This window comes from Kitasatospora sp. NPDC023176, assembly GCF_055560495.1.
This window is the reverse complement of sequence record NZ_JBVHIP010000021.1, coordinates 23,692-48,982: the sequence shown is the minus strand read 5'-3', so window position 1 is coordinate 48,982 and position 25,291 is coordinate 23,692. Positions and strand designations below refer to the sequence as shown.

The following is a 25,291-nucleotide window of genomic DNA, read 5'->3' as shown; positions in this document are numbered from 1 at the left end:
CGCGCTACTCTCACTCGATCGGTGGTCGCCCTGAGTGCCGAGCAGCACACCCAGGGCGACCCCGCCCTGCTCGGAGCGGTCCCGCTCCGGCCCGCTCACAGCTGCCGCAGCAGCATTCCCGGCTGTTCGACGCAGTCCGCCACGAACCGCAGGAACCCGCCCGCCGTCCCGCCGTCGCAGACCCGGTGGTCGAAGGTGAACGACAGCTGGGTCACCTCGCGCACCGCCAACTCCCCACCGTGTACCCAGGGTTTGGCCACGATCCGGCCGACCCCGAGCATCGCCGCCTCGGGGTGGTTGAGGATCGGGGTGGAGCCGTCCACGCCGAACACCCCGTAGTTGTTCAACGTGAAGGTGCCGCCGGTCAGTTCGGACAGGGTGAGCGATCCACTGCGCGCCGCCTCGGTCAACCGGCCCAGCTCCTCGCCGAGTTGCTCGGTGCTGCGGGTGTGGGCGTCCCGGACCACCGGGACGACCAGTCCGCGTTCCCCCTGCGCCGCGAAGCCCAGGTGCACCGCCGAATGCCGGATGATGCCCGAACCGTCCTCGGTCACACTGGAGTTGAGCTCGGGGAAGCGCGCCAGCGCCACCGTGCAGATCCGGGCGAGCAGCGCCAGCACGCTCACCTTCGGCCCCGGCGAGGCGTTCAACTGCCGCCGCAGTGCCATCAGTTCGGTGGCGTCCGCGTCCACCCAGCAGGTCGCGGCGGGAATCTCCCGATGGCTGCGGCTGAGCTTCTCGGCCACCGCCTTGCGCAGCCCGCGCAGCGGGACGACGCCGTCCTCCCCGGCCGGCACAAGACCCGGGACAGCACCCGCGACATCACCCGGAACCGTAGCCGCACCCACCGGAGCGGCCACCTTGGCCGCGACCGCCCGTTCGACGTCCGCCCGCATGATCAGCCCGTCCGGCCCGCTCCCGGCGAGCGCGGTCAGGTCGACCCCCTGCTCCCGGGCCAGCCGCCGCACCAACGGCGAGATCACCGGCACCACGACCGGAGCCGCAGGAGCGACGGGCTCAGCAGGCGCGACAGGCACAGCAGGCACGACAGGCACAGCAGGAGCGACAGCGACCGCCGCCGGAGCGGCAGCCGGAGCGGAAACACCCACCCGACGCCGCCGCCCGCCCTTGCTCTCGGCGACCCCGTATCCGACCAACGGCCGCTCGACCTCCGCCGACAGCGCGGTCGGAACCTCGGCAGCACCCCCCGAGGAACCCTCCGAAGCCACCGCGACCGTCACCAACGGCGCGCCCACGGCGATCTCCTCGCCCTCCGCGCCGTACCGCGCGGTGACCACCCCGCCGTACGGGCAGGGCACCTCCACCACGGCCTTGGCCGTCTCCACCTCCACCACCGGCTGGTCGACCGCGATCACCTCGCCGACCTCGACCATCCAGCGCACCACCTCCGCCCCGGTGAGTCCCTCACCGAGGTCGGGCAGCCGGAACTCCCGTACGACGGGCATCATCCTCAGTCCTCCCACTGCAGCCGGGCGACCGCGTCCAGGATCCGGTCCACTCCGGGCAGGTGGTGGTGCTCCAGCATCGGCGGCGGGTACGGGATGTCGAAGCCGGTGACCCGCAGGACGGGCGCGGCCAGGTGGTGGAAGCAGCGCTCGGTGATCCGGGCGGCGATCTCCGCGCCGGTGCCGCCGAAGCCGCTCGCCTCGTGCACCACCACGGCCCGCCCGAGCGAGCGCACCACCCGGGTGACGGTCTCGTCGTCGAAGGGCACCAGGGTGCGCAGGTCGAGCACCGCGAGGTCCCAGCCCTCGGCCTGCGCCGCCTCGGCCGCCTCCAGGCAGACCGGCAGCGAGGGGCCGTAGGTGATCAGCACGGCGGAGGTGCCGGTGCGCCGCAGGACGGCCTTCCCGATCGGCTCGACCGGCGCCGTCGGGTCGAACCCGGCCTTGCCCCAGTAGAGCCGCTTGGGCTCCAGGAAGACCACCGGGTCGTCGGAGGCGATCGAGGCGCGCAGCAGCCCGTAGGCGTCGGCGACCGTCCCGGGGGTGACCACGTGCAGGCCGGGGGTGCTGGCGTAGTAGGCCTCGGAGGCGTCGCTGTGGTGCTCGACGCCGCCGATGCCGCCGCCGTACGGGATGCGCACGGTGATCGGCAGCGGGAGCTTGCCGGCCGTGCGGTTGCGCATCTTGGCGACGTGCGAGAACAGCTGCTCCAGCGCCGGGTAGGCGAAGGCGTCGAACTGCATCTCGACCACCGGGCGCAGCCCGTACATCGCCATGCCGATCGCGGTGCCGAGGATGCCGGCCTCGGCGAGCGGGGTGTCCAGGCAGCGGTCGGGGCCGAACTCGGCGGTGAGCCCGTCGGTGATCCGGAAGACGCCGCCGAGCGCGCCGACGTCCTCGCCGAGCACATGGACGGTCGGGTCCTCCCGCAGGGCGTCCCGCAGCGCGGAGTTGAGTGCCTGCGCCATCGACGCGGTACGGACAGCAGAGGTGTGCCGCGCAGCAGCGCCGCCAAGGGTGGGGGTGGGCGACGGGTGGGAGGCGGTGGACATCAGTGCTGCACCTCGGCTTCGGCGGCCAGCTCGGCTGCCAACTGGGCTGCCTGTTCCCGCAGTTGCGGGGTCGGCTCGGCGTAGACATGGGCGAACAGGGCCATCGGGTCCAGCTCCGGGTCGGCGTGGAACTCGGCCCGCATCCGGGCTGCCAGTGCCTCGGCCTCGTCGGCCGCCCGCTGGACCGACTCGTCGTCCAGGATGCCCAGTTCGCGCAGGGCACGGTCCATCAGCAGGATCGGGTCGTGCTCCCGCCAGGCGTCCACCTCGGGCTCGGTGCGGTAACGGGTGGCGTCGTCGGCGTTGGTGTGGGCCTCGATCCGGTAGGTCAGCGCCTCGACCAGGGTCGGGCCGTCGCCGCCGCGGGCGCGCTCGACCGCCTCGGTGAGCACCGAGTGCACGGCGGGCGCGTCGTTGCCGTCGACCAGCCGGCCCGGCATGCCGTAGCCGACGGCCTTGTGGGCGAGGCTGGGCGCGGCGGACTGCGCGCTGAGCGGGACGGAGATCGCGTAGCCGTTGTTCTGCACCAGGAAGACGACCGGCGCCCGCAGCACGGCGGCGAAGTTCAGCGCCTCGTGGAAGTCGCCCTCGCTGGTGCCGCCGTCGCCGAGCAGGGCGAGGGCGACCACCGGCTCGCCGCGCAGCCGGGCGGCGTGGGCCAGTCCGACGGCGTGCGGGGCCTGGGTGCCGAGCGGGGTGCAGAGCGGGGCGGTCCGGCTGGCGCGGGGGTCGTAGCCGGTGTGGGCGTCGCCGCGCAGCAGGGTCAGCGCCTCCAGCGGGTCGACGCCGCGGGAGACCACCGCGAGGGTGTCGCGGTAGCTGGGGAACAGCCAGTCGTCCTCGCCGAGCACCAGGGCGGCGGCGACCTGGCAGGCCTCCTGCCCGGTGGAGGCCGGGTAGACGGCGAGCCGGCCCTGCTTGGTCAGGGTGGTGGCCTGCTGGTTGTAGCGGCGGCCGACGACGAGTCGCCGGTAGAGCTCGCGCAGCAGCGCCGGGTCGTACTTCTCCAGCGCGGGGGTGCCGAGCACCCGGACGGGGGAGACGTCCGGGAGGAGCGGGGCCGGATCGGTGCGCGGGGCGGTCGCCCCGGGCATCCAGCCGGGCACTCCGGTGTGGTGTCTGTGGTCGAGAACGGTCATCTCGGGGCACCTCCATGGGTGGCGGGGGCTCCCTACCGATTGTTCGGTCGTCTGTTCATCTTGACCAGAAGCGTGACAAGGTGGTGGACATTCGGCCCGGGTGGCGGTCGACTGGTGGCAGTGTGTCCAATCGGCGAGGGTGGGGGGTCATGTCGGCTGAACAGATGTCCAGACTCGATCGGGTCGACCGGTCGATCCTGCGGCTGCTGCAGCAGGACGGCCGCGCCTCGATCCGCTCGGTGGCCGAGCGGGTGCACGTGTCCCGGGCCAATGCGTACGCCCGGATCTCCAGGATGGTCGAGGACGGCATCATCCGCGGCTTCACCGCCCGGGTGGACCACGAACGGGCAGGTCAGGGCGCGTCCGCGTACATCACGCTGAAGATCGTGCAGAACTCCTGGCGCACCGTGCGGGAGCAGTTGCTGGCACTGCCCGGGGTCGCCCACATCGCCCTGGTCGGCGGGGACTTCGACGTCCTGCTGCTGGTGCACACAGCCGACAACCACGCCCTGCGGGAGCTGGTGCTCAACCGCATCCAGTCCATCCCGCAGGTGCTCGGCACCCAGACCATGCTGGTGTTCGAGGAGACCGACCAGGTCCCCCCGGACTAGCCGCCCCCGGCCCGGCCGCCCGCCCGCCGGACCGACCGCCTACCGGGCCCGCAACCCGTCGAAGGCCAGGTGCACCACGGCGTCCGCGACCCCGTCGGCCGCCTTCAGCCCCGGCCGGTACCACTCCACGATCGAGTTGATCATCCCGAACAGCAGCCGGGTGGCCAGCCGCGGCTCCACGTCCCCGCGCAGCGCGCCGTCCGCGACGGCCGCCCGCACCAGCTCCGCCACCTGGTGGTCGAAGTCCCGCCGACGCTCCAGCGCCCACAGCTCGGTGGCCGTGTTGCCGCGCACCCGCAGCAGCAGCGTCACGTACGGCAGCTCCGCCAGCAGCACCTCCGCGGTGCGCCGCACCACGTGCTCCAGCCGCTCCACCGCCGGGCCGGTCACCGCGGCCGGCTCGGCCAGGATCGCGAACAGCCCGTCCAGCGCCCGTCCGACGGCCAGCCGCAGCAGCTCCTCCTTGCCGCGGACGTGGTGGTAGATCGAGGACTTGGAGATCCCCGCCGCCCGGGAGAGGTCCTCCATCGAGGTGCCGTCGTATCCGCGCTCGTTGAACACGTCGACGGTCACCGCGAGCAGTGACTCGACGGTGTAGGCGGTGCGCGTGGTGTGATCGGCCATCCTCCGAGTATCCCCGGCCGCCCCACGGCATACGCGATCGGGTCCGCCCGCCCACGGCGTACGCGATCGGGTCCAGCTGGTCCACACCAGCCGCGGAGGCCAGGCCCTAGACTCGGCGGACGATCGTCCACGTCCAGCAGCCTGGGGTTCGCAGCTGATGAACGCAATACCGGCAGTCTCCTCCGACGTGCCCGACCAGCGCAGCGGGGAGCCGGCGGGCGCCCCGCGCACCTGGCAGGAGCGCGCCCGGGCACTGGTGGTGCGGTTCGGCCCGGCCGTGTGGTGCTACGCGGTGCTCAAGCTGGTCGGCTTCACCGTCTTCATGAAGCTGCTCTCCTTCGCCGGCGACTACGCCAAGAAGCCGGCCCGGTTCGGCGGCGGCGCCAACCCCTGGGACGTGCCGGCCAGCTGGGACGGCTGGTGGTACCAGCAGGTCGCCCAGTTCGGCTACCACCCGGCGCTGATCCCGATCCCGGGCGGCCAGCCCGGCTTCACCATCGAGCAGAACTCGGCCGCCTTCTTCCCGCTCTACCCCGGCATGATGCGGCTGACCTCGGACGTCACCGGCCTCGGCCTGTACGGCGCCGGGATGCTGGTCTCGGTGCTGGCCTCGCTGTTCGCCGCCGCCGGGATCTACGCCGTGGTGGAGAAGCTGTCCGGCCACGCGAAGGCGGGCGTGATCGCGGCCGGGATCTGGGCGATCGCCCCGGGTTCGGGCGCCGAGTGGGCGATCTACTCGGACTCGCTGTTCGTCGCGCTGGCCGCCTGGGCCTGCTACTTCGTGATGACCAAGCAGTGGGTCGCGGCCGGGGCGGTCACCCTGGTCGCCGGGCTCAACCGGCCGACCGCGGCGGCGCTGATCGGCGCCGTCGGCCTGGCCGCGCTGGTCGAGCTGTACCGCCGGGAGAGCGGCGTGCTGCGCCCGCTGGCCGCGATGCTGCTGGCCCCGCTGGGCCTGCTCGGCTACGTGGCCTGGGTGGGCTGGCGGACCGGCGAGTGGGGCGGCTACTTCCGGATCCAGCACGACGCCTGGCTGCACTACTTCGACGGGGGCCAGGGCACCTGGCAGGCGATCCGCGGGGTACTGCTGGGCCGCAGCGACTACCCGTTCGCCTTCCCGGTGCCGGATCTGCTGGCCACCCTGATCGTGTTCAGCCTGCCGGTGCTGATCGTGCTGCTGGTGCGGCTGCGCCCGCCGCTGGTGCTGACCGCCTACACCCTGGCCACGATCGTCTCGGTGCTCGGCAGCCTGGGCATCTTCGGCAACGTCTCGCGCTACCTGCTGCCGGCGTTCCCGCTGTTCATCGCGCTGGCGGTGGGGATGCGCAAGCTCAGCTGGCCGGTGCTGGCGACGGTACTGGGGACGGGCGCGATCGCCTCGGGCTGGTACGCCGGGTACGTGATCTTCGAGCTCGGCGTGCCGTAGACCGGCACTCCGAAGCCCGCAGAGGGGCGCGTCCACCGAGGACGCGCCCCCTTTCGTTTTCCGCGCCCCCTCGCCCCGGCCGGAATCCGTTCCCTGCACCCTCTTGAGCCGACCGATCGTTCGGTTACCCTGTGACGTGTCCCGTCCTCCCCCCTGAGGAGCGCACAGATGTCCGCAGCGGTCACCCACCCCTTCGTCGGCGAGCTGGTCGAGCGCCACCAGGCCACCCTGGACGCCGCGCTCGCCGCCGCCGCGAAGCGCGACTACTGGTCCCCGTACCCCGAGTTCCCGAAGGCCTACGGCGAGAGCGGCCCGGCGGACGGCAAGGCCGCGTTCGACGCGCTGCTCGGCAAGCCCTTCGTCCTCGACGGCCACCCCGGCGACGGCGACCAGGTCGGCGGCGAGGCCTCCCCGTACGGCATCGAGCTGGGCATCACGTACCCGCACGCCGCGCCGGACGCGCTGATCGCCGCGCTGAGCGCCGCCCGGCCCGGCTGGGCCGCCGCCTCGCCGCTGCAGCGCGCCGCCGTCTGCCTGGAGATCCTGCACCGGATCAACGCCCGCTCGCACGAGTTCGCCCAGGCCGTCATGCACACCACCGGCCAGGCCTACGGCATGGCCTTCCAAGCCGGCGGCCCGCACGCCCAGGACCGCGGCCTGGAGGCCGTCACCTACGCGTACGCCGAGCAGACCCGGCTGCCCGAGCAGGCCGGCTGGACCAAGCCCCAGGGCAAGCGCGAGCCGCTGGTCATGACCAAGCAGTTCACCGTCGTCCCGCGCGGCCTCGCCCTGCTGATCGGCTGCAACACCTTCCCCACCTGGAACGGCTACCCCGGCCTGTTCGCCTCGCTGGCCACCGGCAACCCGGTGCTGGTCAAGCCGCACCCGAGGGCCGTGCTGCCGCTCGCGCTGACCGTCGCGATCGCCCGCGAGGTGCTCGCCGAAGCCGGCTTCGACGCCAACCTGGTCTGCCTGGCCGCCGAGCACGAGGGCGGCACCGTCGCCCAGACGCTCGCCGTACGGCCCGAGATCAAGATGATCGACTACACCGGCTCCACCACCTTCGGCGACTGGCTGGAGGAGCACGCGAAGCAGGCCCAGGTCTACACCGAGAAGGCCGGCGTGAACGCGGTGGTGATCGACTCCACCGACGACTACAAGGGCATGCTGGGCAACCTGGCCTTCGCACTCTCCCTCTACACCGGCCAGATGTGCACCACCCCGCAGAACCTGCTGATCCCGCGCGGCGGCATCGGCACCGACCAGGGCGACAAGTCCTTCGACCAGGTGGTCGCCGACCTCGCCGCCGCCATCGAGGGCCTGCTCTCCGACGACGCCCGGGCCGCCGCCATCCTCGGCGCCGTGGTCAACCCGGGCGTGCTGCAGCGCTCGGCCGCCGCGGCCGGCGGCGAGTACGGCGAACTCGCCCTCGCCCCGCGCGCGGTGGTCTCGCCGGACTTCCCCGGCGCCACGCTCCGCACCCCGGCGCTGGTCAAGCTGGACGCCGACAAGCCGGACGACCGCTCGGTGTTCCGCACCGAGTGCTTCGGCCCGGTCTCCTTCGCCGTCGCCGTCGAGTCCGCCGCCGCCGCCGTGGAGCTGCTGCGCACCACGGTCCGCGAGAAGGGCGCCATGACGGCCTCCGGCTACACCACCTCCCCCGAGGTGGAGGCCCTGCTGGTCGAGGCCGCGCTGGACTCCGGCGTCTCGCTGTCGCTCAACCTCACCGGCGGCGTCTACCCCAACCAGACCGCCGCCTTCTCCGACCTGCACGGCACCGGCGCCAACCCGGCCGCCAACTCGGCCTACTGCGACGGCGCCTTCGTCGCCAACCGGTTCCGCACGGTGGAGATCCGCCGCCACGGCTGAGCCGGCCCGACCGGGCCCGCCAGCCCCCCGAAACCCCCGTGTCCCCCGGCGGCCGACGGCCACCGGGGGACCGGCGGTTCACAGCTCCACCCGCGCCCGCGATGATGGAGGCTGGGAGAGCGCCGGAAACGGCGTCCAACCGCCCTCCGAACAACGGGAGCTGATACATGGCCGTGAAGCCGACGACCGAAACCGACGTGATCATCGTCGGCGCCGGACCGACCGGACTGCTGCTGGCCGGCGACCTCGCCGCCGCCGGGGTCGGCGTCACCGTCCTGGAGAAGCGCACCACCGAGTCCAATCTGACCCGGGCCTTCGCCGTGCACGCCCGCACCCTGGAACTGCTGGACGCCCGGGGCCTGGCCGAGGAACTCATCGCCACCGGCCGCCCGCTCAGCGGGCTGAGGATGCTGAACAAGGTCGGCATCGACCTCAGCACCCTGCCCAGCCGCTTCCCGTTCGTGCTGATCACCCCGCAGTACAACGTCGAACGGGTGCTCCAGGAGCGCGCCGAGCGGGCCGGCGCCACCGTCCTGCGCGGCGCCGAGGTCACCGGGCTGCGCCAGGACGCCGAGGGCGTCACCCTGGAGACCGGCGACGGGCAGGAGCACCGGGCCCGCTACGCGGTCGGCACCGACGGCGTCCGCTCCGCCGTCCGCGAGCTGCTCGGCATCCCCTTCCCCGGCGAGTCCGTGGTCGACTCGGTGATCCTGGCCGACGTCCGGCTGGAGCGGGAGCCCGCCGACGCGATCGCCGTGGGCGCCAACAAGAGCGGCTTCTCCTTCGTCGCCCCGTTCGGCGACGGCTGGTACCGGGTGATCGCCTGGGACCGCAACGAGCAGTACCCGGACGGCGCCACCCCCACCCCCGAGCAGCTCACCGCGATCGTCCGGGCCACCCAGGGCGAGGACTACGGCCTGCACGACGTGCGGTGGAGCTCCACCTTCCACAGCGACGAGCGCCAGGCCCCCAACTACCGCTCCGGCCGGGTCTTCCTGGCCGGCGACGCCGCCCACTGCCACTCCCCGGCCGGCGGCCAGGGCATGAACACCGGCCTCCAGGACGCCGCCAACCTCTCCTGGAAGCTCGCCGCCGCCCTCCGGGGCCGGGCCACCGACGCGCTGCTGGACACCTACCAGACCGAGCGGCACCCGGTCGGCAAGGCGGTGCTGCGCACCTCCGGCGCCCTGATCCGGATCGCCCTCGCCGAGTCCGCCCCCACCCGCGCCCTGCGCGGGGCGCTCACCGCGATCGGCGGCCACCTGGACCTGCTCACCGAGCGCGGCGCCCGGATGGTCTCCGGCATCGAGATCTCCTACCCGGCCCCCAAGGGCGCCCACCCGCAGGTCGGCAAGCGCGTCCCGGACCTGCGGCTGACCGCCCTCAGCAAGCCCGCGGACGGCGAGACGGCCGGCCCCGAGCGGCTCTACGAGGCGCTACGCGCCGGGAAGTTCGTGCTGGTCAGCAATGACGAGCTGACCGCCACCGCGCCCTGGGCGGACCGCCTGGTCTCGGCCGCCCCGGCCGACCCGCACGGCAAGCTGGCCGACACCGTGCTGCTGATCCGCCCGGACGGCTACGTCGCCTGGGGCGCCGTCGACCCCGGCCAGGGCGAACTGCGCGAGGCCCTCACCAACTGGCTGGGCGCCCCCGCCGAGGGCTGACCGGCCCGCCCGTCCCCGCGCTCCGGAAGGGGCGCGGGGACGGCCCGTCCGCCGACCTTTCGTTCGGTCATCGGTTAACCCCGCGCCTTCACGTAGTGCCGCGCCGCCTTCGCCCGATTCCCGCAGACCGCCATCCGGCACCACCGCCGGCGACCGTTCTGCGAGGCGTCGAAGAAATGCAGAATGCACGCCTCGTGTGCGCACTGCTTCACCCGGTGGGCGCCTTGCCCGAGCAGCCCGAGGAAGTCGTCCGCCGCCAGCCAGGGCGCCAGCCACTCCGGCCGGTCGGCCTCGATCCGGTCCTCGGCCCCGCCCGGCCCGGCCGTCCGCCGGATCCGCCCGTGCGCCAGGACCGCGTCCAGCCCGGCCCGCCCGGCCTCGCTCAACTCGCCATGCTCGCGGGCCTCCTGGGCGGCCAGCAGGATCGCCTCACGGGTCTGCCGGATCGCCGCCAGCCCGGCCTCGTCGGCCGTGCAGCGGCCGCTCAGCCCGTTGGAGGAGAGCCAGATCCCGTACTGCTCGACGTCGGTGAGCGCGTCGTTGACGGGCGTGCCGGACCAGCGGGTGTTCAGCAGGTCGAGCGCCGTCGGCTCGCCGAGCAGCGGCCGGTGGTCCCTCGGGTCCGGTGTCACGTCAGTCATGGCCCTCCCTCGGCTCGGTCCGATTCTACGTCCGGCCCCGGCACGGCGAATTGGTATGGACCGTCGCCGTAATTCCGGCCATTCACTGTATGGAATCCCCGGCTTTCCACGCCTCCACAGTTGACTGTTTTTTAGCAACGAATTACCCGACCATGATCCACCGCGCCGATCCGCTCTGACATGTTCTAGCCAGCGTTCCCGAACCCCTCGGAGCGCCTTGCCCCTTGCCGGCTCCCCACAGCCGGCCGGAGGAGGATCCGTTGCGCCCCCGTTCCCTCGCCCTCGCCGCGGCGATAGCCGTCCTGCCGCTGACCGCCGTCTCGCTCGGCGTCTCCACCGCGCAGGCCGCCACCCCCCACGCGGCCCCGCGCGTCGCCCTGCCGAACACCGTGAACCCCGCGGTGGCCCACTCGGAGAAGAAGGGTGACGTCCCGGCCGAGCAGCAGATCTCGGTGGCCGTCAGCCTGAAGCTGCGCAACACCGACCAGCTGGACCGCTTCCTCACCGCCGTCACCACGCCCGGCACGCCGGAGTTCGGCAAGTACCTGACGCCGGAGCAGTTCAGCGCCCGGTTCGCGCCCACCCAGCAGTCCGTCGACCAGGTCAAGGCCTACCTGGCCGCCCAGGGCCTGACCGTCGGCGACGTCAGCGCCAACCGCCAGGTGGTCAACGCCCACGGCACCGCCGCGCAGATCTCGCAGGCCTTCGGCACCCACGAGAGCTCCTACCTGGACCCGCAGCTGAACCGCGCGTTCTTCGCCAACGACGCCGCCGCCTCGATCCCCGCCGAACTGGCCTCCGTGGTCCAGGGCCTGAGCGGTCTTGACAACCACGCGGTGCGCAAGGGCCGGATCGCCAAGCCGAACTCGGTGGCGCCGAACGCCGCCACCGCCACCCCGAACGGCATGACCCCGGCCCAGTACCAGGGCGCCTACAACCTGGACAAGACCGGCGCCGACGGCACCGGCACCACGGTCGCCCTCTGGGAGTTCGACGGCTACAAGTCCTCGGACCTGACCACCTACGACGCCCAGTACGGCCTGACCGGCCCGGCCGTCTCCACCGTCTCGGTGGACGGCGCCGGCTACGACTCCTCGCCCGGCCAGGGCGAGGGCGAGGTCGAGCTGGACAGCGAGATCGTCCGCGGCGCGGCCCCCAAGGCCACCCAGCTGCTCTACGAGGCGCCCAACAGCGACCAGGGCGAGATCGACATGGCCAACAAGATCGTGGCCGACGACAAGGTCTCGGTCATCTCGATCTCCTGGGGCACCTGCGAGCCGGACACCACCGCCTCCTCGATGACGGCCGTCGACAACGCCTTCAAGCAGGCCGCCGCCGAGGGCATCTCCGTCTTCTCCGCCTCCGGCGACGACGGCTCGAAGGACTGCACCCGCTCGGCCAGCGGTGCGAGCGTCACCTCGGTCGACTTCCCGGCCTCCAGCCCGCACCAGACCGGGGTCGGCGGCACCAAGCTCCAGGTCACCGGCGGCAACGGCTACTCCTCGGAGAGCGCCTGGAGCACCGCCGGCGGCGGCGTCTCCACCGTGTTCGGCAAGCCGAGCTGGCAGACCGGCACCGGCATCAGCGGCACCATGCGCACCGTCCCGGACGTCGCCTCCAACGCCGACCCGCAGAGCGGCTTCGCGATCTACAGCGGCGGCGCCTGGGACGTCTACGGCGGCACCAGCGCGGCCGCGCCGCTGTGGGCCGGCTACGCCGCCCAGTTCAACCAGAAGGCCAAGGCCGCCGGGCAGCCCGCCCTCGGCGAGGCGAGCCCGCGGCTGTACGCGGTCGCGAACGGCGCCGGCTACGGCAGCGCCTTCCACGACGTGACCAGCGGCGCCAACCAGGACTACTCCGCCAAGACCGGCTACGACCAGGTCACCGGCTGGGGCAGCCCGGTCGCCGACGCCCTGACCACCGCCCTGCTCGGCGGCAGCACCGGCACCGGCGGCGGCACCACCCCGCCGCCCGCCACCGGCTGCACCGCCGCCCAGCTGATCGGCAACGGCGGCTTCGAGACCGGCACGGCCGCGCCCTGGACGGCCAGCTCCGGCGTGATCGACAACGGCACCTCCGAGCCCGCCCACAGCGGCAGCTGGAAGGCCTACCTGGACGGCTACGGCAGCACCCACACCGACACCCTGTCGCAGACCGTCTCGGTCCCGGCCGGCTGCGCCTCCGCGACCCTCACCTTCGCGCTGCACATCGACACCGCGGAGACCGGTGGCACCGCGTACGACAAGCTGACCCTGAAGGCCGGCAGCACCACGCTGAAGACCTGGTCCAACGCGGACGCGGCCGCCGGCTACGTGCAGCAGACCCTGGACCTGACCTCCTTCGCCGGCCAGAGCGTGACGCTCACGTTCACCGGCACCGAGGACGGCTCCAACCAGACCAGCTTCGTGATCGACGACGTCGCGCTGAACGTCAAGTGATCACCGGCCGGTAGCACCACCCAGTCCCCCGCCGGGGCGGCGCCGCGAAGGCCCGCCCCGGCGGTGTCCGTTCCGCCCGGTTCGCACCCCTCCCCCGAGGGGCGCGTTCCGGCCGTGTTTCCGGACTGTTTCAAGATCGATAACCATCCGGTTCACCTGTCGTGACCACTGTCATACGCGCGACTGATGACGTAGCCTCTCGACCGTGCATAGGGTTCCCCAAAGCTCGGTGAAGCCGCTGGCGGCGCGCCCCGGCGCCGGAGCGGCGCCACCGAAGTCACCTGGCGGGGAGGGTCACCGCATGGCCGCACAGCAACCTCAGGACCCCGCGCGGCTGCGGCTGGTCGGATCGCGTACGGAGCGCCCCGACCCGCCCGTCCCGACGCCCACCTCGAACCCTCTTCCGGGCCCGGCGGCCCCCGCACCCTCCGCCGGCCGCCCCACCTCGGCCGGAGGCTTCGCGGACGCCCTGCACCAGGCGATCGAGGCCAGCGGCCTCAGCCTGGACCGGATCCGCGCCGCCCTCGCCCAACGTGGCGTCAGGGTCAGTGTCACGACGCTGAGTTACTGGCGCCGCGGCCGCAGCCAGCCCGAGCGGGCCAGCTCGCTGCGCGCCGTCCACCTGCTGGAGGAACTGCTCGGCCTGCCGCACAGCGCGCTCTCCTCGCTGCTCGGCCCGCCCCGCCCGCGCGGCCGCTGGGCCGCCGCCGCCAACACCCTCCACCTCGGGCTGGAGGACGTCTGGCCGGGCGAGCTGGAGATCGCCTCGATCTTCGCCGAGCTGGACGCCCCGCCGGCCGGCGAGCTGGAGCGGCTCAGCATCCACGACTCGTACTACGTGGATGCCGAGCGGCGCGCCAACCTGCTGCGGATGCGCCAGGTGGTGCGCGCCACGGTCGGCGGCGTCGGCCGCTGCCTGGTCGTGCACAAGGCCGACGAGGAGGCCACCGGCTGCCCGGAGATCACCTCGGTGCGGCACGGCCGGCTCGGCCGGGTCCGCCGCCGCCCGGAGGTCGGGCTGACCGTCGCCGAGCTGATGCTGGACCGCCCGCTCGGACTCGGCGACAGCACGGTCTTCGAGTACGAGGTGGAGATCCCGCCGGGCGGCCCGACCATGGAGTACAGCCGCCGCTTCGCCACCACGGTGCGCGAGTACGTGCTCCAGGTGCACTTCGACCCGGCGGCCGTCCCGGTGCACTGCGAGCGCTACGACCGCGAGCCGGGCGCCGACGTCGACCACCGCCGCGAGCAGCTGTGGATCGGCGCCTCGGCGAGCGCCCACGTCCTGGCCCCGGACCAGCAGCCGGGCCACATCGGCATCCGCTGGGAATGGCCGTAACGCCACCCCTCCCCCCGAAGCTCCAGGAGCCCCGTCGGACCACCAGGTCCGGCGGGGCTCCCGCGTTTACCTAACCCCTACGGTCCAGAGTACTGGTTGACGCTTCATCACCTAACCCCTAATCTCGTGAGCATCGGTTAGGCAGCAGCCTCGCCGGAAGCCCCAGCCCCGGGAGTGACCAGGCATGTCCAGCACCACCGCGCTCCGCGCCCTGCAGACCGGCCACGTGGGCCTGAACGTCACCGACCTCAGCCGCTCGACCGACTTCTACCGCGCCGTCCTCGGCCTCCAGCTCACCCACCAGGGCACCGACCCCGAGCGCCGCTACGCCATGCTCGGCCGCGACGGCCGCCTGGTGCTCACCCTCTGGCAGCAGAGCGCCGGCACCTTCTCCACCGCCACCCCCGGCCTGCACCACCTCTCCTTCGAGGTGGAGAGCCTCGACGAGGTCCGCGCCACCGAGGAGCTGCTGCGCGGACTGGGCGCCGAGTTCGCCTACGACGGCGTCGTCCCGCACGGCGAGGGCTCCGCCTCCGGCGGCATCTTCTTCAGCGACCCGGACGGCATCCGGCTGGAGGTCTACACCCGCACTGGAGTGGACGCGACCGACACCGAAGCCCCCCACCCCGATGCCCCGACCTGCGGCTTCTTCTAGGACGTGTCCGACACGCCCCAGACCGACCCGGAGCACACCATGATCACCACCCGCACCCCCTACCACCCCGGCGAGCGGACCGCCCAGGCCCGCGCCGGAGTGACCGACCGCGCCGACCACGCCGGCCGGTCGATCCGCGACACCGTCCCGGCGGTGGCCGCCCGCTTCCTGACCGAGCGGCGGATGCTGGTGGCCGGCGCCGCCGACCGGGACGGCCGGGTCTGGGCCACCCAGCTCTCCGGCCCGGCCGGCTTCCTCCAGGCCCCCGACGAGCGCACCATGACGGTCGCCGCCCACCCGGCCGAGGCCGATCCGCTGGCCGAGGCGCTGGCCCGCCCGGCCCAGCTCGGCACCATCGCCCTGGACCCGGCCGGCCGCCGCCGGATGCGGCTCAACGGCCGCTCGACCCCGGACGGCCGGGGCGGGCTGGTGGTCCACGCCGAGGAGGTGGTGTCCAACTGCCCGAAGTACATCCAGCGCCGTACCCCGTTGGACCGCCCGGGCGCCGGTGCGCCCCGCACGGTCGCCTCGGGCCCGGTGCTCTCCACCGCGCAGCGGCTGGCCGCGGCCACCGCCGACACCTTCTTCATCGCCACCGCCGGCCCGGACGGCCGGGTGGACGCCTCGCACCGCGGCGGCTTCCCCGGCTTCCTGGAGGCGGTGGCGCCGGACCGGCTGCGCTGGCCCGAGTACCGGGGCAACAGCATGTTCCTGACCCTCGGGAACCTGGAGCTGGACCCACGGGCCGGGCTGCTGCTGCCCGACTGGGAGACCGGCGGGGCCCTGCTGGTCACCGGCGAGGCCCGCACCGACTGGTCCGAGGAGGCCCGACGGTCCGCTCCCGGCGCCGAGCGGATGGTCGAACTGACCGTCACCGGCGTCCGTGAACTCGCCGACGCCACCCCGCTCACCTGGACCGATCCCGAGTACTCACCCGCCAATCCGCACTGACCCCAACTCAGCGTCCGCACCCGCCCCAGGGTCCGTCGTCGAACTCCCCCAGTCGGGCCCTGCGGCCCGGAGGCACCTCCCGGCCGAAGGCTGGGGGAGGGTCCTCACCCGTCCGGCGCAATCCGCCGCGCCGCAGCCCGCCCGCACTGGGACTTTGGCCCCATGACACGCGGTCTGTCCGGGAAGGCCACTCCTGTCCCGCCGTCAGGCGCCGACCGGGACGGACCGCAGGAAAGAGGCGGAGCATGACCCTGACCGACCCGCTGTCCCCGCTGATGGAGTTCGACGAGGTCGAACCGGAGGAGGACTGCATATGCGGGGGCTGTCGCGCCCGCCGCCGCGCCCGGCTGCACGCCGCCCCGGTCCACGAAGGCGGTCACGCCGCGGCCCGCTCCGTCCGCCGCCGGGCCGCCGTCCTGATGGCCGCCGTGGGCACCGCGGTAGCCGGCGGCACCGCCGCCGCGGCCCCCGCACCCAGCCCCACCCCGGGCGGCAGCAGCACCAGCCAGCCCCCGCGGACCCCCCAGGGCGAGGTCAACGCCCTCTACGGCGACGCCCCCGGCGCCCGTGCCTACGCCGCCCAGCCCCCCACCCGGGCCCGGATCATCCAGCGCGCCCAGGGCTGGGTCGACCAGGCCGTGCCGTACGGCATGGGCCGCTACTGGTCGGACGGCTACCGCCAGGACTGCTCCGGCTTCGTCTCGATGGCCTGGGAGCTCGGCAGCAGCCAGACCACCTGGACCCTGCCGAACTTCGCCGAACGGATCAACCGGAACGACCTCCAGCCCGGCGACGTGCTGATCTACAACAACCCGGCCAACCCCCAGGCCGGTTCGCACGTGACGATCTTCGGCGGCTGGACGGACTCCACCCGCACCACGTACGTCGCCTACGAGCAGACCTCCCCCGGCGCCAAGAAACGCGCCACCCCGTACGCCTACTGGAACAACTCCGGCTCCTACGTCCCCTACCGCTACACCGGCCTCTCCGGCGGCAGCAACGACGGCACCTCCGCCGACGCCTTCCCGGGCGCGGACAAGTTCGGCCCCGGCGCGAACAACGGGTACGTCACCGAGCTCGGCCGGATGCTGGTGCGGCGCGGCGGCGCCCGCTTCTACTCCGAGGGCCCCGGGCCCCGGTGGGGCGAGGCCGACCGCAAGGCCACCCAGGCCTTCCAACTCGCCCAGGGCTGGCGCGGCGGCGAGGCCGACGGCCTCCCGGGCAAGCACACCTGGGACTTCCTGGTCAACGACAAGGGCCGCGACATCGACGCCGGCACCCCGCTGCCACCCCCACCGCCCACCGGCGCCCCCGCCTTCCCCGGCGCCCGGTACTTCGGCCCCGGCCAGAGCAACGACCACGTCCGCCGACTCGGCGAACAGCTGGTCCGCAAGGGCTACGGCGGCTCGTACAGCGTCGGCCCCGGCCCGCGCTGGACGGAGAGCGACCGACGCGCCGTCCAGGCCTTCCAACAGGCCCAGGGCCGGCGCGGCGGCGAGGCCGACGGCTACCCGGGCCCGGACACCTGGCGCACGCTCTTCTCCTGACGCCCCGCACGGCGCGGCACCACCCCGGTGCCGCGCCTCAGCGCCGCCCCGACATCCAGTGGAACAGCCCCATCGCGACACTCGTCGCCAGGTTGAAACTGGACACCCCCGGCTGCATCGGCACCGCCACCAACCGGTCGGCCCGCGCCTTGAGCTCCGCGGACACCCCGTGCCGCTCCGTCCCGAAGGCGAGCAGCGCGTCGTCCGGGAACGGCAGGTCCCGGATGTCCACCCCCTCCGGGTCCAGCACGTACAGCGGCCCGGCGGGCAGCTCCGGCAGACCCACCCGCTCCACCGCGGTGGCGAAGTGCAGCCCCGCACTGCCGCGCAGCACCGTCGGGTGCCAGGGATCCAGCTCGCCCGTGGTCACCACCCCGGTCGCCCCGAACCCGGCCGCCAGCCGGATCACCGCCCCGACGTTCCCCAGGTTCCGCGGGTTCTCCAGCACCACCACCGGCGCCCGGCGCGGCCGCTCCGCCAACACCGCCCGGTTGGCCGCCACCGACGGCCGCACCGCCAGCGCGACCACCCCGGTCGGGTGCAGCCGGGGCGCCAGGGCCCGCAGCCGCTCCTCCGCCACCTCCACCGCCAACGCCTCCAGCGCCGCGACCACATCCGGCGCCAACTCACCCGCCAACGCCAGCAACGCCCCCCGGTCCGCCGTCAGCACCCGCCGCACCTCACCCCCGAACCGCAGCGCGTGCTTCAACGGATGGAACCCGTCCAACAGCACCACCCCCGACTCCCGCTCGGCCACCCGCCACGCCCGCACCAGCTCGTCGTCCATGCCGCTCACTCTCCCACCCCACCGCCCGTCTCCCCCGAGCCGCATATCCCCCTCACCCCTCTACCCCAGCACGGACGCGCAGGGCGAAAGCCCGCGCGCCCACAACACCCCTCACCCCCCACACCCACCCACCCCCAGCACCCCCACCTACCTCCCCCACCCACCCCCTCCCCACCAGGCGAGAGGGACGCGCTGCGGAAGGGGGCGGCGCAGGGGGTGGCTGCGGAGAGGGGCGTGACGGGTGATTTTCAGACTGCCAACGGTCCCAACACCCCACCCACAGAGTCGGCAGTCGGAAAATCACCCAGCCCCCGGAGCGGCCACCCCCGGAGCCGCCCCCGGCACCCACCCACCCTCCCGAGAGCCCCCCGACCACCCCAGAACCCCCCACCTCGCCGACAATGGACCCATGTCGGGATCCGCACCAACCCTCACCGCCCCCACCTGGCTCACCACCACCGTCACCGCCACCCACGGCGAAAAGGGCCGCCAGTGGCTCGCCGCCCTGCCGGCCACGGCCACCTCCCACCTGACCCGCTGGAACCTCACCCTCGAACGCACCCTGGACCCTGGCGGCAGCCTCAGCCTGATCGTCTACGTCCACCGCGACGACCTCTCCCCCGCCGTCCTCAAGGCCGGCCTGGTCACCCCCGAGACCGCCCACGAGCACACCGCCCTCACCCACTGGGCCGGCCGCGGCGCCGTGCTCCTCCTGGACGCCGACCCCGCCGAGGGCGTCCTGCTGCTGGAGCGCCTGCACGGCTCGATCCCGCTGCGTTCCCTCGCCGAGCCCAAGGCCATGCTGGAGGCCACCAGCCTGCTGCACCGCCTCTGGGTGGAGCCGCCCGCCGGGGCCGTCCTGCCCACGCTCGCCGACCGGGTCGCGGACACCGCCGCCCGTCTCGAAGGCCACCGCGCCCACCCCGTCGCGGCCGCCGCGCAGCCCCTCGCCGACGAGGCGCTGGCCACCGCCGAAGCCCTGGCCGGCGACGCGGCCGAAACCTTCCTGCTGCACGGCGACTTCCACCACGGCAACGTCCTCGCCGCCGACCGCGCCCCCTGGCTGGCGATCGACCCCCGCCCACTGACCGGCGAACGCGCCTACGACCTGGCCCGGCTCGCCCTGGACCGCGCGGACACCCTGATCGGCTCCCCCGGCGCCCCCGCCGCCGTCCGCCGCCGGCTCCACCAACTCGCCGAGGCCGTCGACGTCGACCGGGACCGCCTGCGCGGCTGGACCCTCTTCCGCGCCGTCGACCTGGCTCTGCGCGCCCTGACCACGGGCCGCCGCGAAGACGCCGAACTCCACCTGGAGTTCGCCGGCCACCTCTGAACAGAGCCCGGAACCCGGAACAGAAAGACCCGGAACCCGAGCGCGGCTAGAGCCGCCGCAACGGCAGCCCCGCCCCCATCACCGCGTACAACCGGTCCGTCGCCGGGAAGCGCACCGCACGGGCCAGGTCCTGGTACCCCAGCGCCCGGTAGAGCCGCCGGGCCGGCGTCTCCGCGTCGATCGCCGACAGGATGCTGCGCTCCAGCCCCGACCCCTCGCACAGCAGCCGGATCAACCGCGAGCCCACGCCCTGCCCCTGGAACTCCGGCAGCACGTGCAGTTCGGTGATCGCGAACACCCCGTCCAGCCAGTCCCCGTACCCCCGGGAGGTCAGGTACGGCTCGATGACGGTGCTCCACCAGTGCTCCCGCTGGTTCGGCATCCCGTACCCGAACCCGACCAGCCGCCCCTCGCTCATCGCCCCGAACGCGATCACCCCGGGCTGGCGGGCGTGCCGCCCCACGATGTGCAGCCGTACCGCGACCTCCTCGGGCGTGAGCCCGAACGCCACCGCCTGGACCTCCAGCGCCTGGGGCGCCCAGGCCTCAAGGTCGATGGCCTCGATCGTCACCCCGGTCAGCTGATCCATGCTCCGGACGTTACTACCAGCCGCCCCGCGGCGCGGCCGAAGATCCCAACCCGACAACCGGCGGAAGAGCGGCGAACCGCGCCACAACGCCGCCCTGCCCCCGAACACGCTCAGAACAGCACGCTCATGAACGCCCCGACCTCCCGGAACCCCACCCGCCGGTAAGCCGCCCGCGCCCGCAGGTTGTAGTCGTTGACGTACAGCGAGACCACCGGCGCCACCTCCCGCAGCGCGACCTCCAGCACCGCCGCCATCCCGGTCTCGGACAGTCCCTGGCCCCGGTACTCCGGCGCCACCCAGACCCCCTGGATCTGGCAGGCCCCCTCGGTCACCGCCCCGACCTCGGCCTTGAAGACCACCTGTCCGTCCTCGGCGAAGCGCGCGAACGACCGCCCGCCGGTGACGAGTTCGGCCACCCGGGCCTGGTAGAGCAGCCCGCCGTCCCCCGCCAGCGGCGAGACTCCGACCTCCTCGGTGAACATCGCCACGCAGGCGGGCATCAGCGCCTCCACCTCGCTGTGCCGCACCCTCCGCACCAGCGGGTCGGGCGCGATCTCCGCCGACGGCGAGGAGGTCGCCAACAGCGGCTGGTGGCCCCGGACTTCACGTGCCGGTCCCCAACTCCGCTCCAGCAGTGCCCAGAAGGCGGCGGTCGCCCCGGCCGGTCCGACGATCGAGGAGCAGCGCCGGCCCTGCCGCCGGGCCCGCTCCGCGAAGGCCGCGACGGCCTGCGGCCCGGCGTTGACCAGGACGAGGTTCGCCCCGGCGTAGCAGAGGGCGTCGAGGACGCCGTCCCCGCCGTACCAGCCCCACATCTCCCCGCCGAGCCGCCACGGGTCCAGCCCGACGGCCTCGACCCGGGTGGCGACGAAGGCGTTGGCGACCGGGTCGCGGTGGAGGATCTCCAGCGCGTCCGCGAGGTCCGGCGGCTCCAGCACACGGGTGGTGGCCAGCGCCCGGGCGGCCTGGAAGGAGCTGGGGAGCATCACACCTCGATCGATCATCGAGACAGCACCTCACTGAGACGACTCTGGCCGCACCCTACTCCGCGGCCCCACCCGGCTACGGCCGCGGGGCCGCCCGCGAACGGACGGCCCCGCCTCCGGAAGACTCACTGCGGTCGCGTCCGGACCGCCCGGCGGTCACCCGCGGTCGCCCCGCGCCGTGACCGCCCCGTGGTCAGTCCGCGGCGACGACGGTCGGCGAACCGGCCTCGACGCCCTCTTCCTGCATCTGCTCGGCGAGCTTGAGCGCCTCCTCGATCAGGGTCTCGACGATCTTCGACTCGGGGACGGTCTTGATCACCTGCCCCTTGACGAAGATCTGCCCCTTGCCGTTGCCGGAGGCGACCCCGAGGTCGGCCTCGCGGGCCTCGCCCGGCCCGTTCACCACGCAGCCCATGACGGCGACCCGCAGCGGCACCTCCATGCCCTCCAGCCCGGCGGTGACCTCCTCCGCGAGCTTGTAGACGTCGACCTGGGCGCGGCCGCAGGACGGGCAGGAGACGATCTCCAGCCCGCGCTGGCGCAGCCCGAGCGACTCCAGGATCTGGTTGCCGACCTTGATCTCCTCGGCCGGCGGGGCCGACAGCGAGACCCGGATGGTGTCGCCGATGCCCTCGGCGAGCAGCGCACCGAAGGCGACCGCGGACTTGATGGTGCCCTGGAAGGCCGGTCCGGCCTCGGTGACGCCCAGGTGCAGCGGGTAGTCGCAGGCGGCGGCGAGCTGACGGTAGGCCTGGATCATCACGACCGGGTCGTTGTGCTTGACCGAGATCTTGATGTCGCGGAAGTCGTGCTCCTCGAACAGCGAGCACTCCCACAGCGCGGACTCGACCAGCGCCTCCGGGGTGGCCTTGCCGTACTTCTCCAGCAGCCGCTTGTCGAGCGAGCCGGCGTTGACGCCGATCCGGATCGGCACCCCGGCGTCCTTGGCGGCCTTGGCGATCTCGCCGACCTTGTCGTCGAAGGCCTTGATGTTGCCGGGGTTGACGCGCACCGCCGCACAGCCGGCGTCGATCGCGGCGAAGACGTACTTCGGCTGGAAGTGGATGTCGGCGATGACCGGGATCTGCGACTTCTTGGCGATGATCGGCAGCGCGTCGGCGTCGTCCTGGGAGGGGACGGCGACGCGGACGATCTGGCAGCCGGACGCGGTGAGCTGGGCGATCTGCTGCAGCGTGGCGTTGATGTCCGAGGTGACCGTGGTGGTCATGGACTGGACCGAGACGGGGGCGTCGCCGCCGACCGGCACGTTGCCGACCATGATCTGCCGGGAGTAGCGGCGCTTGGCGAGCGGCTTGAGCGGCAGGGACGGAATACCGAGCGAGATCGCGGTCATGTGCGCAGGGTTCCCCGGGGTTGAGGTGTGGGTCGACCGCCCGGCCGTTGGGACGGCCGAGGCCGGGCGCGCGGACTATCGCGCACCCGGCCTCCACGGTACGGCACGGTCCGGGCGCCCAGCACACCCGCCGTACCCGAACGCCCTAGCCGATCTTCACCGGGTTCACCAGGTCGGCCACCATCACCAGCAGGGTGAAGCCGATGAAGATGCTGGCCACGACGTACGCGACCGGCATCAGCTTGGCGACGTCGAACGGGCCCGGATCGGGCCGCCGGAACAGCTGTGCGAAGCGGCGCCGGACCGACTCCCAGACCGCGCCGGCGATGTGGCCGCCGTCCAGCGGCAGCAGCGGCAGCATGTTGAACAGGAAGAGCGACAGGTTGATGCCGGCCAGCAGGTTCACGAAGATCGCGACCCGCTGGGTGGCCGACTCGTGCAGCGAGAACACCTCGCCGCTGACCCGGGCGGCGCCGACCATGCCGATCGGCGAGTCCGGGTCGCGCGGGGCGTTGCCCACGACGGCGTCCCACAGACCGGGGATCTTGCCCGGCAGGGCGGCCAGCGACTTCACCCCGTTCTCGGCCATGTCGTACATCCGGTCGACCGACTGCCCGAAGCCGAGCTGGACGGTGTCGCTCTTCGGAGTGAAGCCGAGGAACCCGGCCTGGACGGTCTGGCCCTTCACCGGCACGCCGTTTCCGTCGTACTTCTGCACGTCGTTGACGGCGATGGTGGGCGTGAAGGTGAGCCGCTGACCGCCGCGCTCCACGACGATCGCCACCTGCTTGCCGGCCGACTTCCGGATGTCCGCCTGGAGCTGGTCGTAGTCGCGGATCCGGTCGCCGTCGAAGGAGAGCACCTTGTCGCCCTGGCGCAGGCCCACCTCGTTGGCCGGGGTCGGGGGCGCGTCCGTGGGGCAGGTGTCGGTGGGCTGCCCGGCCTTGACCACGCACTGGGCGACCGAGCCGATGGTCGGCACCGCCATGGAGACGCCGAAGCCCATCATCACCGTCAGGAACAGCCCGAATGCCAGGACCAGGTTCATGAACGGCCCGGCGAACATGACGATGACCCGCTTCCAGGGCTTGCGGGTGTAGAACAGCCGGTTCTCGTCGCCCTCCTGGAGCTCTTCGTAGGAGGCCTCACGGGCATCCTCGATCATGGTCCGCCAGGGCGAACTGCTGCGCTTGGTGATCCGGCCGTCCTCGCCCGGCGGGAACATCCCGATCATCCGGATGTACCCGCCGAACGGGATCGCCTTGATGCCGTACTCGGTCTCACCCTTCCGGCGCGACCAGATGGTCGGGCCGAAGCCGACCATGTACTGCGGCACCCGGATGCCGAACAGTTTGGCCGTGGAGAGGTGGCCGAGCTCGTGCCAGGCGATCGAGACGAGCAGCCCGACCACGAAGACCAGGATGCCGACCACCGTCAAAACCGTTGCCACCGCTGGTCCTCCGTCATGCCGCTCCGCTCATCGTCTCGTCGTACCGCACGCCGTGTCGTGCCGCGATCCCCGTCGTACCGGGCACCGCCGCCGCAATCGCGGGCCGTCAGCCCGCCGCCAGCTCGCGGGCCCGGGCGCGCGCCCAGTCCTCCGCGTGCAGGACGTCCTCGACGGTCAGGGAAGTTCCCGAACCAGGAGTCCCGTGCTCCGCCACGACCTTGGCAACAGTGTCCACGATCCCGGTGAAGGCGAGGCGGCCCTTCAGGAAGGCCTCCACGCACTCCTCGTTCGCGGCATTGAACACCGCCGGAGCCGTTCCGCCCAGAGTGCCCACCTCACGGGCCAGCTCCACGGCCGGGAACGCCTCGTCGTCCAGCGGGAAGAACTCCCAGGTCGCCGCCTTGGTCCAGTCACAGCCGGGAGCGGCCTCCGGCACCCGGTCCGGCCAGCCCAGACCCAGCGCGATCGGCATCCGCATGTCCGGCGGGCTGGCCTGCGCCAGCGTCGAACCGTCGGTGAACTCCACCATCGAGTGCACCACCGACTGCGGATGGACCACGACCTCGATCCGGTCGAAGGGCACGTCGTACAGCAGGTGCGCCTCGATCACCTCCAGGCCCTTGTTGACCAGCGTCGCCGAGTTGATCGTGACGACCGGGCCCATCGCCCAGGTCGGGTGCGCCAGCGCCTCCTGCGGGGTCACCCCGGCCAGCTGCTCCCGGGTCCGGGTCCGGAACGGGCCGCCGCTCGCCGTCACCACCAGCTTGCGGACCTCCGCCCGGGTGCCGCCGGCCAGCGCCTGGAACAGCGCCGCGTGCTCGGAGTCCACCGGCACGATCTGGCCCGGCTTCGCCACCGCCTTCACCAGCGGACCGCCGACGATCAGCGACTCCTTGTTGGCCAGCACCAGCACCCGGCCCGCCCGCAGCGCGGCCAGCGTCGGCCGCAGGCCGATCGAACCGGTGATGCCGTTCAGCACCGAGTGGCACTCCAGCGCGGCCAGCTCGGTCGCCGCGTCCGGGCCCACCAGCACGGCCGGCAGCGCACGCCCCGCCGCCTTCGCCGCCAGCGCCTCGCGCAGCGCCGGCCCGGCCGCCGGATCGGCCACCGCCACGGTGTGCACGCCCAGCCGCAGCGCCTGCTCCGCCAGCAGCTCCACCCGGCCGCCGGCCGCCGACAGGGCGACCACCCGGAACCGGTCCGGGTTGCGGAGCACGACGTCGATGGCCTGGGTGCCGATCGAACCGGTGGAACCGAGGATCACCAGCTCCCGGGGGCCGGAAGGGTCCGCCACGGTGGGCGTGAAGCGCAGCTGCGGGTGGGCGAGCGAAGTCATGCGCCCATTGTGTCCTGTCCGAGACCTCGCCCAG

21 protein-coding genes are annotated in these 25,291 nt (G+C 73.1%); 10 read left to right on the top strand and 11 right to left on the bottom strand.

Annotated elements, in window-relative coordinates; all coding sequences use genetic code 11:
• Positions 1-95: 95 nt before the first annotated feature.
• Genes ACZ3YL_RS25930 through pdhA form a run of 3 tightly spaced genes read right to left on the bottom strand, consistent with a single transcriptional unit; the run spans position 96 to position 3,657 of the window.
• Complete coding sequence (locus tag ACZ3YL_RS25930) at positions 96-1,466, bottom strand: dihydrolipoamide acetyltransferase family protein (RefSeq protein ID WP_465660070.1); 1,371 nt, start codon at positions 1,464-1,466, stop codon at positions 96-98.
• A 5-nt stretch (positions 1,467-1,471) separates the two neighbouring features.
• Positions 1,472-2,518, bottom strand: coding sequence for an alpha-ketoacid dehydrogenase subunit beta (locus ACZ3YL_RS25925; RefSeq protein WP_465660005.1), 1,047 nt, complete (start codon positions 2,516-2,518; stop codon positions 1,472-1,474).
• Entirely contained in the window at positions 2,518-3,657 is a 1,140-nt protein-coding gene (gene pdhA / locus ACZ3YL_RS25920; protein WP_411292980.1) for a pyruvate dehydrogenase (acetyl-transferring) E1 component subunit alpha, read from the bottom strand. Before pdhA ends, ACZ3YL_RS25925 begins: the two co-directional genes overlap by 1 nt.
• A 164-nt stretch (positions 3,658-3,821) precedes the next feature.
• On the opposite strand from pdhA, the gene ACZ3YL_RS25915 reads away from it, so the two are divergent.
• A complete protein-coding gene (locus tag ACZ3YL_RS25915; protein WP_188305817.1) occupies positions 3,822-4,268 on the top strand; it encodes an Lrp/AsnC family transcriptional regulator in 447 nt (148 codons plus the stop codon).
• Positions 4,269-4,307: 39 nt separating this feature from the next.
• Here the strand turns inward: ACZ3YL_RS25915 and ACZ3YL_RS25910 are convergent, their stop codons facing one another.
• Positions 4,308-4,892, bottom strand: a complete 585-nt coding sequence (locus ACZ3YL_RS25910) for a TetR/AcrR family transcriptional regulator (RefSeq protein WP_188305816.1) — start codon at positions 4,890-4,892, stop codon at positions 4,308-4,310.
• A gap of 157 nt (positions 4,893-5,049) precedes the next feature.
• Here ACZ3YL_RS25910 and ACZ3YL_RS25905 point away from each other — a divergent pair, with 157 nt between their 5' ends.
• From ACZ3YL_RS25905 to ACZ3YL_RS25895, 3 genes are all read left to right on the top strand, one after another.
• On the top strand, positions 5,050-6,318 hold the full coding sequence (locus ACZ3YL_RS25905) for a glycosyltransferase family 39 protein (protein ID WP_188305815.1): 1,269 nt from the start codon (positions 5,050-5,052) through the stop codon (positions 6,316-6,318).
• Between the two features lie 168 nt (positions 6,319-6,486).
• Positions 6,487-8,187, top strand: coding sequence for a phenylacetic acid degradation protein PaaN (gene paaN, locus ACZ3YL_RS25900; protein ID WP_188305814.1), 1,701 nt, complete (start codon positions 6,487-6,489; stop codon positions 8,185-8,187).
• Between the two features lie 167 nt (positions 8,188-8,354).
• Positions 8,355-9,851, top strand: coding sequence for an FAD-dependent monooxygenase (locus ACZ3YL_RS25895; RefSeq protein WP_188305813.1), 1,497 nt, complete (start codon positions 8,355-8,357; stop codon positions 9,849-9,851).
• Between the two features lie 74 nt (positions 9,852-9,925).
• On the opposite strand, the gene ACZ3YL_RS25890 is transcribed toward ACZ3YL_RS25895, so the two are convergent.
• The gene (locus ACZ3YL_RS25890; protein WP_465660004.1) at positions 9,926-10,492 is read right to left on the bottom strand and encodes a CGNR zinc finger domain-containing protein; all 567 of its coding nucleotides are present in this window, start codon (positions 10,490-10,492) and stop codon (positions 9,926-9,928) included.
• 260 nt (positions 10,493-10,752) lie between these two features.
• Between ACZ3YL_RS25890 and ACZ3YL_RS25885 the strand changes: the two genes are divergently transcribed.
• The 5 genes from ACZ3YL_RS25885 (at position 10,753) to ACZ3YL_RS25865 (ending at position 17,422) form a co-directional block, all read left to right on the top strand.
• On the top strand, positions 10,753-12,930 hold the full coding sequence (locus ACZ3YL_RS25885) for a S53 family peptidase (RefSeq protein ID WP_465660003.1): 2,178 nt from the start codon (positions 10,753-10,755) through the stop codon (positions 12,928-12,930).
• Between the two features lie 301 nt (positions 12,931-13,231).
• On the top strand, positions 13,232-14,269 hold the full coding sequence (locus ACZ3YL_RS25880; RefSeq protein WP_465660002.1) for an XRE family transcriptional regulator: 1,038 nt from the start codon (positions 13,232-13,234) through the stop codon (positions 14,267-14,269).
• 184 nt (positions 14,270-14,453) lie between these two features.
• Complete coding sequence (locus tag ACZ3YL_RS25875) at positions 14,454-14,924, top strand: VOC family protein (RefSeq protein ID WP_465660001.1); 471 nt, start codon at positions 14,454-14,456, stop codon at positions 14,922-14,924.
• Between the two features lie 3 nt (positions 14,925-14,927).
• Positions 14,928-15,875 (top strand): pyridoxamine 5'-phosphate oxidase family protein, encoded by a 948-nt coding sequence (locus tag ACZ3YL_RS25870; protein ID WP_465660000.1) that lies wholly within the window; start codon positions 14,928-14,930, stop codon positions 15,873-15,875.
• Positions 15,876-16,120: 245 nt separating this feature from the next.
• Entirely contained in the window at positions 16,121-17,422 is a 1,302-nt protein-coding gene (locus ACZ3YL_RS25865) for a peptidoglycan-binding protein (protein ID WP_465659999.1), read from the top strand.
• Between the two features lie 37 nt (positions 17,423-17,459).
• Here ACZ3YL_RS25865 and ACZ3YL_RS25860 read toward each other — a convergent pair whose 3' ends face one another.
• On the bottom strand, positions 17,460-18,209 hold the full coding sequence (locus ACZ3YL_RS25860) for a TrmH family RNA methyltransferase (RefSeq protein WP_188308024.1): 750 nt from the start codon (positions 18,207-18,209) through the stop codon (positions 17,460-17,462).
• Between the two features lie 409 nt (positions 18,210-18,618).
• Here ACZ3YL_RS25860 and ACZ3YL_RS25855 point away from each other — a divergent pair, with 409 nt between their 5' ends.
• Positions 18,619-19,542, top strand: coding sequence for an aminoglycoside phosphotransferase family protein (locus ACZ3YL_RS25855; protein ID WP_188303838.1), 924 nt, complete (start codon positions 18,619-18,621; stop codon positions 19,540-19,542).
• Between the two features lie 46 nt (positions 19,543-19,588).
• Here ACZ3YL_RS25855 and ACZ3YL_RS25850 read toward each other — a convergent pair whose 3' ends face one another.
• The 5 genes from ACZ3YL_RS25850 to dxr form a co-directional block, all read right to left on the bottom strand.
• On the bottom strand, positions 19,589-20,131 hold the full coding sequence (locus ACZ3YL_RS25850) for a GNAT family N-acetyltransferase (protein WP_188303837.1): 543 nt from the start codon (positions 20,129-20,131) through the stop codon (positions 19,589-19,591).
• Positions 20,132-20,241: 110 nt separating this feature from the next.
• Positions 20,242-21,117, bottom strand: coding sequence for a GNAT family N-acetyltransferase (locus ACZ3YL_RS25845; protein WP_188303841.1), 876 nt, complete (start codon positions 21,115-21,117; stop codon positions 20,242-20,244).
• A 193-nt stretch (positions 21,118-21,310) separates the two neighbouring features.
• Positions 21,311-22,471, bottom strand: coding sequence for a flavodoxin-dependent (E)-4-hydroxy-3-methylbut-2-enyl-diphosphate synthase (ispG, locus tag ACZ3YL_RS25840; RefSeq protein WP_188303836.1), 1,161 nt, complete (start codon positions 22,469-22,471; stop codon positions 21,311-21,313).
• A 145-nt stretch (positions 22,472-22,616) separates the two neighbouring features.
• Positions 22,617-23,921 (bottom strand): M50 family metallopeptidase, encoded by a 1,305-nt coding sequence (locus ACZ3YL_RS25835; protein ID WP_465659998.1) that lies wholly within the window; start codon positions 23,919-23,921, stop codon positions 22,617-22,619.
• A gap of 106 nt (positions 23,922-24,027) precedes the next feature.
• A complete protein-coding gene (gene dxr / locus ACZ3YL_RS25830) occupies positions 24,028-25,257 on the bottom strand; it encodes a 1-deoxy-D-xylulose-5-phosphate reductoisomerase (protein WP_188303834.1) in 1,230 nt (409 codons plus the stop codon).
• Positions 25,258-25,291: the final 34 nt, after the last annotated feature.